A 6,037-nucleotide genomic window follows, 5' to 3' on the forward strand; every position below is an offset into this window, starting at 1 on the left:
CGGCGCTTTTGTTAAAGCCGCTGGCCCAGCATGTTTACGGGATGTTGCGAAGTCCTCACACGGTCGGCGCCGCCGGCGTTGAAGCGCAGCCGGAAGACGGACATCGCGCGCTCGGCGTGCAGGGCGGTGAGGGCACGCGCGCGTTCCGCGTCACCACGGGTGACCGCGTCCACGATGGCGCCGTGTTCGGCCCAGGACTCCATGGGCGCGGCCGGTGCCTCCACGGCATACATCCAGGCGATCTTGTGGCGGAGCTGGGTCAGCATGGAGACCAGGGCGGGGCTGCCGGACGCCTGGGCGAGCGTCTCATGAAACCAGCTGCCCAGGGAGCGCAGGTCATCGCTGCTGCCCCGGCGGGCCCGCTCCTGGCCGAGCCGGACCAGTCCGCGCAGCACCTTCAGATGGGCCTCCGTGCGCCGCTGGGCGGCCCTGGAGGCGGCCAGCGGCTCCAGCAGCCCGCGCATCTCCAGCAGGTCCGCGGCCTCCTGCTCGGTGGGCTCCGCGACGCACGCGCCCGCGTGCCGCCGGGTCACCACGAACCCCTCCGCCTCCAGCGTGCGCAGGGCCTCGCGGACGGGGACGCGGGAGACGCCGTAGCGGCGGGCGAGGACTTCCTCGGTGAGCCGGCCACCGCGTTCGTAGACACCGGCGATGATGTCGTCCCGGATCGCCGTGCACACCGAGTGCGCCGGAATACGCATGACCGACCTCCGCCTTAATCCCCGTGAAACGTCCTCGATTGACGTCTGAACAGTGACTCTATTGCAATGAGCCGGAATTTCCGACGGGGGGCCGGATTCCAGGGATATTTTTTGGACAGCGGATGCCCAAAAGGACGAAAGCCCCGGCGGGTGGGGTACCCGGGCTTGTCGTGGGCGGGGCGGTGCGCCGGGTGACGGTGGCGGCTGTGGCTTGGCTGGCGTGGAGGCGGGGGGCTGGGTCCAGCGGGGCGGGGGCCTGGGTTCGCGTAGCGGTGATGGAGGGGCGGGGCCCGGCGCCCGGGGGTGGCCGTGGCCGTCCGCCGGGACGCCATGGGCCGTTAGCCGAGTCCCTGCGCGCGGGGGTGGCGGGGTCCAGGCGGGGACGGTGGCCTGGCCCCGCCCGGGTGGGCCGGGGTCAGCGCGCGGGTGGCGCGGGTGCCCAGCCCGGGGCGGCGTACGCGCGCGTAGGTGCGGCGGGGGCTTCCGCGACTGTCTGGACGCAGTCCTCACGCGGCGTACCCGCGCGGGTGGGGGCACTCCGCCCCATCCACGACGAACTGCGCGTCGTCGCGGCGTACCCGCGCGGGTTGGGGGGCAAGCGCCCGGCGCCAGAGGGCGAGAGCGCGGGGTCCGTCTCCACGCGCGAGTGGGGCATCGCGAGATCGTTGATCTGATGGACCAGGAGATGGCCCCGTCTCCGCGCGAGTGCGGCATCGCCGGCGCGGAGACCGAACCCTTGGCCGCACGCCGTCCCGTCTCCGCGCGAGTGCGCCATCGCCTCCCGGCGAGCGCCGACCCGTCCGACAACCTCCGCCCCCGCACCCGAGCGCGGCATCCGTCCCGCGCGCGAGTGCCCGCCCGTCGCAGCGCCCCGCGCGCACGGGACGTCACGCGCTGCCCGCGCTCCCGTCGGCCGGAAGAGCATCGGCGCCCCGCGCGCACCCGACGTCAGAGATTCACGCCATGCGCACGCAGGTAGGCGACCGGGTCCATGTCCGAGCCGTACTCGGGGCTGGTGCGGGCCTCGAAGTGGAGGTGGGCCCCGGTGACATTGCCGGTGGCGCCGGCGAGGCCGATCTGCTGGCCAGGGGTGACGGACTGGCCGACCGACACCCCGATGGACGAGAGATGCCCGTACTGGGTGTACGTACCGTCAACCATCTTGATCACGACTTGATTGCCGTACGCGCCGCCCCAGCCCGCCTCCACGACCGTGCCATTGCCGACCGTGTGGACGGACGTGCCGGTGGCGGCGTGGAAGTCGACGCCGGTGTGGCTGCCGGAGGACCAGGCGGAGCCGCCCGCCTGGTAGCTGGTGGAGACGTAGGAGCCGGGGATCGGCGAAACGAAGGTGTTCAGGCGCTCGCGCTCGGCCTCGCGGGCGGCGCGCTCCTCGGCCTCACGAGCCTTCTTCGCCTCCTCCTCGGCACGCTCGCGGGCCTCTTCCGCCGCCTTCTCGCGGGCGGCGGCCTCGGCCTTCTGCCGCGCGGCGTCCGCCTGGGCGGCGGCCTGGGCGTCTATCTGGTGGGCGACGTCGTCGCCGATGCCGACGACGGGCAGCAGACCGGTCTGCTCGGGAGCCGGCTCGGCGGCGAGCGCCGGAGCGGCCAGGGAGCCGACGACGCCGGTGGTGGCGAGTGCCGCGACACCCGCCGCACGGGCGGTGGTGCGCTGCGGGTGCCGGGGACGCCGGTGCTTCCCGGTGGCGCGCGTGAACGCCATGGAGTGGCTGGTCCTTTCCTTCCCTCTCGCCTACCGGGTTAGCTGACGGGTTCGGAGCAGGAAGGTCTCCTACGGCTTCCCGCACGCACGCGCGCGGGAGGCCGATTCACCCCAGGGACGTGGGTCCCCGGCTCCCCTGGCTCGCGCCGTACGGGGACTCGGCGATGGCTGTCCGGTGCCGCGGACGCGGCGCACTGCCTGACGAACAGCCTGGATGACGCTAAGGGGACATCTTGCAATCCCCAAACAGATCCGGGCTTTTGTAGCGCATGCCACAGGTCAGACAGGCAGCCTCTCCCGCAATCCGGACATTAAGGGGCCCTGGTGACGCTTCCGGTCACCAGGGCCCCACCGTGCGGGTGCGCGTTCCCCGTCATGCGCGTGCCCTTCGTCGGCACTTTCGCGTGCCGCGTGTGGGCCCGCCCGCGCGCGGATCGCGGCACCCGGGCGGGCCGTCCGCGGCTGTCTAGTCGGCCGCCACGACGGTGACTTCGCCGATGCCGAGGGCTTCCACGGGCGCCTTGATCTGCGCGGCGTCGCCCACGAGGACGGTCACCAGCCGGTCCACCGGGAAGGCGTTGACGACGGCCGCCGTGGCCTCGACGGTGCCGGTCGCGGCGAGCTGCTGATACAGCGTCGCCTGGTAGTCGTCGGGCAGGTGCTGCTCGACCTGGTCCGCGAGCGTGCTCGCGACGGCCGCCGCGGTCTCGTACTTGAGCGGCGCCACGCCGACGAGGTTCTGCACGGCGGTGTCCCGCTCGGCGTCGGTCAGCCCCTCCGCGGCAAGCGTGCGCAGGACCGTCCACAGGTCGTCCAGGGCCGGTCCGGTGTTCGGCGTGTCGACCGAGCCGCTGACGGCGAGCATGGACGCTCCGGCGCCGTCCGGCCCGGACCTGAGGACCTGGCCGAACGCGCGGACGCCGTAGGTGTAACCCTTCTCCTCGCGCAGCACCCGGTCCAGCCGGGAGGTGAGGGTGCCGCCCAGGCAGTACGTGCCGAGCACCTGGGCGGGCCAGACGCGATCGTGCCGATCGGAGCCGACCCGGCCGAGCAGCAGTTGCGTCTGGACGGCTCCGGGCCGGTCCACGATGACGACGCGCCCGGTGTCGTCGGCGCTGACCGGCGGCACGGGCCGGGGCGCGGCCGTGGAGCCGGTCCAGGCGCCGAGCGTGTCGCCGAGCAGCGTGTCGAGGTCGACGCCGGTCAGATCGCCGACGACCACGACGGTGCCGGTCGCGGGGCGTACATGCTTCTCGTAGAAGGCGCGTACGGCGGCGGAGTCGATGCCCTCGACGGACTCCTCGGTGCCCTGGCGCGGGCGCGACATGCGCGAGGACGCCGGGAACAGCTCCTTGGACAGCTCCTTGGCGGCGCGGCGCGAGGGGTTGGCCAGCTCGTGCGGGATCTCGTCGAGGCGGTTGCGCACCAGGCGCTCGACCTCGCTGTCGGCGAACGCGGGCGCGCGCAGGGCGTCGGCGAGCAGGCCGAGGGCCTTCGGCAGCCGGGAGACCGGCACTTCGAGGCTGAGGCGGACGCCGGGGTGGTCGGCGTGCGCGTCCAGGGTTGCGCCGCAGCGCTCCAGCTCGGCGGCGAACTCCTCGGCGGAGTGCTTGTCGGTGCCCTCGGAGAAGGCGCGGGCCATGATCGTGGCCACGCCCTCCAGGCCGTCCGGTTCGGCGTCCAGCGGCGCGTCCAGCAGCACCTCGACGGCGACGACCTGCTGGCCGGGGCGGTGGCAGCGCAGGACCGTGAGGCCGTTGTCGAGCGTTCGGCGCGTGGGGGCCGGGAACGCCCAGGGGCGGGCGTCGCCGGGCTGCGGCTGGGGGTGGAACTCCATGGGGGCCAGCTCGCTCACTTGGCCGCCTCCTTGTTGTCGTCGGTGGCCGCGGCTGCCACGCCGTCGGCGTCCGCCGCGTCCTCTGCGTCCTCTGCGTCCGCCGCGCTGTCGGCCTGGGCTTCGGGGGCCGTCGGCTCGTAGACGAGCACCGCGCGGTTGTCGGGCCGCAGGCGGGCCTTGGCGACCTCCTGGACGTCCTCGGCGGTCACCTCCAGCACGCGCTGGACGGCGCTCAGGGCCAACTGCGGGTCACCGAAGAGGACCGCGTACCGGCACAGTTCGTCCGCGCGGCCGGCGACCGTGCCGAGCCGGTCCAGCCACTCGCGCTCCAGCTGGGCCTGGGCGCGCTCCATCTCCTCCGCCGTGGGGCCCTCGGCGGCGAACCGGGCCAGCTCCTCGTCGATGGCGGTCTCGATGACCGGCACCTCGACGTCCCCGGAGGTCTTCACGTCCAGCCAGCCCAGGGAGGGCGCCCCGGCCAGCCGCAGCAGGCCGAATCCGGCCGCCACGGCCGTACGGTCGCGGCGCACCAGCCGGTTGTACAGGCGGGAGGACTCGCCGCCGCCGAGGACGGTGAGCGCCAGGTCGGCCGCGTCGCACGCGCGCGTGCCGTCCTCGGGAAGCCGGTAGGCGGCCATCAGTGCGCGGGCCGGGACCTCCTCCTCGATGACCTCGCGCAGCTGCTCGCCGACGGTCTCGGGGAGCGAGCCGTCACGCGGGACGGGCTTGCCGTCGTGGGCGGGGATGGAGCCGAAGTACTTCTCGATCCAGGCGAGCGTCCGCTCCGGGTCGATGTCGCCGACCACGGACAGCACGGCGTTGTTGGGCGCGTAGTACGTGCGGAAGAACGCGCGCGCGTCGTCCAGGGTGGCCGCGTCCAGGTCGGCCATGGAGCCGATCGGCGTGTGGTGGTAGGGGTGGCCCTTGGGGTAGGCGAGGGCGGTGAGCTTCTCGAAAGCGGTGCCATAGGGGACGTTGTCGTAGCGCTGGCGGCGCTCGTTCTTCACGACGTCCCGCTGGTTTTCCATGGACTCCTCGTCCAGGGCGGCCAGCAGCGAGCCCATCCGGTCCGCCTCCAGCCACAGCGCCAGCTCCAGCTGGTGGGCGGGCATGGTCTCGAAGTAGTTGGTGCGCTCGAAGCTGGTGGTGCCGTTGAGCGAGCCGCCGGCGCCCTGGACCAGCTCGAAGTGCCCGTTGCCCTTGACCTGCGCGGAGCCCTGGAACATCAGATGCTCGAAAAGGTGAGCCAGGCCGGTGCGCCCCTTGACCTCGTGGCGCGAGCCGACGTCGTACCAGAGGCACACCGCCGCGACCGGGGTCAGGTGGTCCTCGGAGAGCACCACGCGCAGACCGTTGGCCAAACGGTGCTCGGTCGCTGTCAGGCCGCCGGAGCCTGCCTCGGCGGTGGCCGTGTGACCCATGGGCATGTACGTCCCTTCGATCGCGGACGCGGTCGTTCCGACCGCAGTTTTCCTGTCGGTCCTGCCACTGTATGCAAGTGTGCGCGGCACCGGCGAAGTTCCCGGATCGCGTACGCCGAGAGCGGATCGCGTAGCCTGCGGGCAGCCGTGCCGTACGTCGGCGCGCGCGGGCTCGGACGGCGGCTGTCGGCGCCGGGCGCAACCGCCGGTCCGGGTGTGCGATCCGGGCGGCGGTCCGCGTTGTCAGTGCCGCAGTCCACAATGGTCCGCGTCAGATCCACCTCCCGTTCCACGCTTCAGCAAGAGCGAGCCGCGGGGCGGGCCGGTGTCGGCAGGACGGACGGGCAGGCCCCGCC

General features: G+C 73.1%; 4 protein-coding genes and 1 riboswitch. All 4 genes read right to left on the minus strand.

Annotated elements, in window-relative coordinates:
- Nucleotides 1-11 precede the first annotated feature (11 nt).
- Complete coding sequence (locus ACFRFC_RS20375; protein ID WP_382693377.1) at nucleotides 12-701, minus strand: GntR family transcriptional regulator; 690 nt, start codon at nucleotides 699-701, stop codon at nucleotides 12-14.
- Between the two features lie 948 nt (nucleotides 702-1,649).
- Nucleotides 1,650-2,423, minus strand: a complete 774-nt coding sequence (locus ACFRFC_RS20380; RefSeq protein WP_382693379.1) for a M23 family metallopeptidase — start codon at nucleotides 2,421-2,423, stop codon at nucleotides 1,650-1,652.
- Between the two features lie 12 nt (nucleotides 2,424-2,435).
- A riboswitch (cyclic di-AMP (ydaO/yuaA leader) is annotated at nucleotides 2,436-2,597 on the minus strand.
- A gap of 292 nt (nucleotides 2,598-2,889) precedes the next feature.
- Nucleotides 2,890-4,278 carry a M16 family metallopeptidase gene (locus ACFRFC_RS20385; RefSeq protein ID WP_382693382.1) on the minus strand — a complete coding sequence of 463 codons (1,389 nt, stop codon included), beginning with the start codon at nucleotides 4,276-4,278 and terminating at the stop codon, nucleotides 2,890-2,892.
- Entirely contained in the window at nucleotides 4,275-5,681 is a 1,407-nt protein-coding gene (locus ACFRFC_RS20390; protein WP_382693388.1) for a M16 family metallopeptidase, read from the minus strand. Before ACFRFC_RS20390 ends, ACFRFC_RS20385 begins: the two co-directional genes overlap by 4 nt.
- Between the last annotated feature and the right edge of the window lie 356 nt (nucleotides 5,682-6,037).

Source organism: Streptomyces sp. NPDC056734 (genome assembly GCF_042790455.1).
GTDB lineage: Bacteria > Actinomycetota > Actinomycetes > Streptomycetales > Streptomycetaceae > Streptomyces.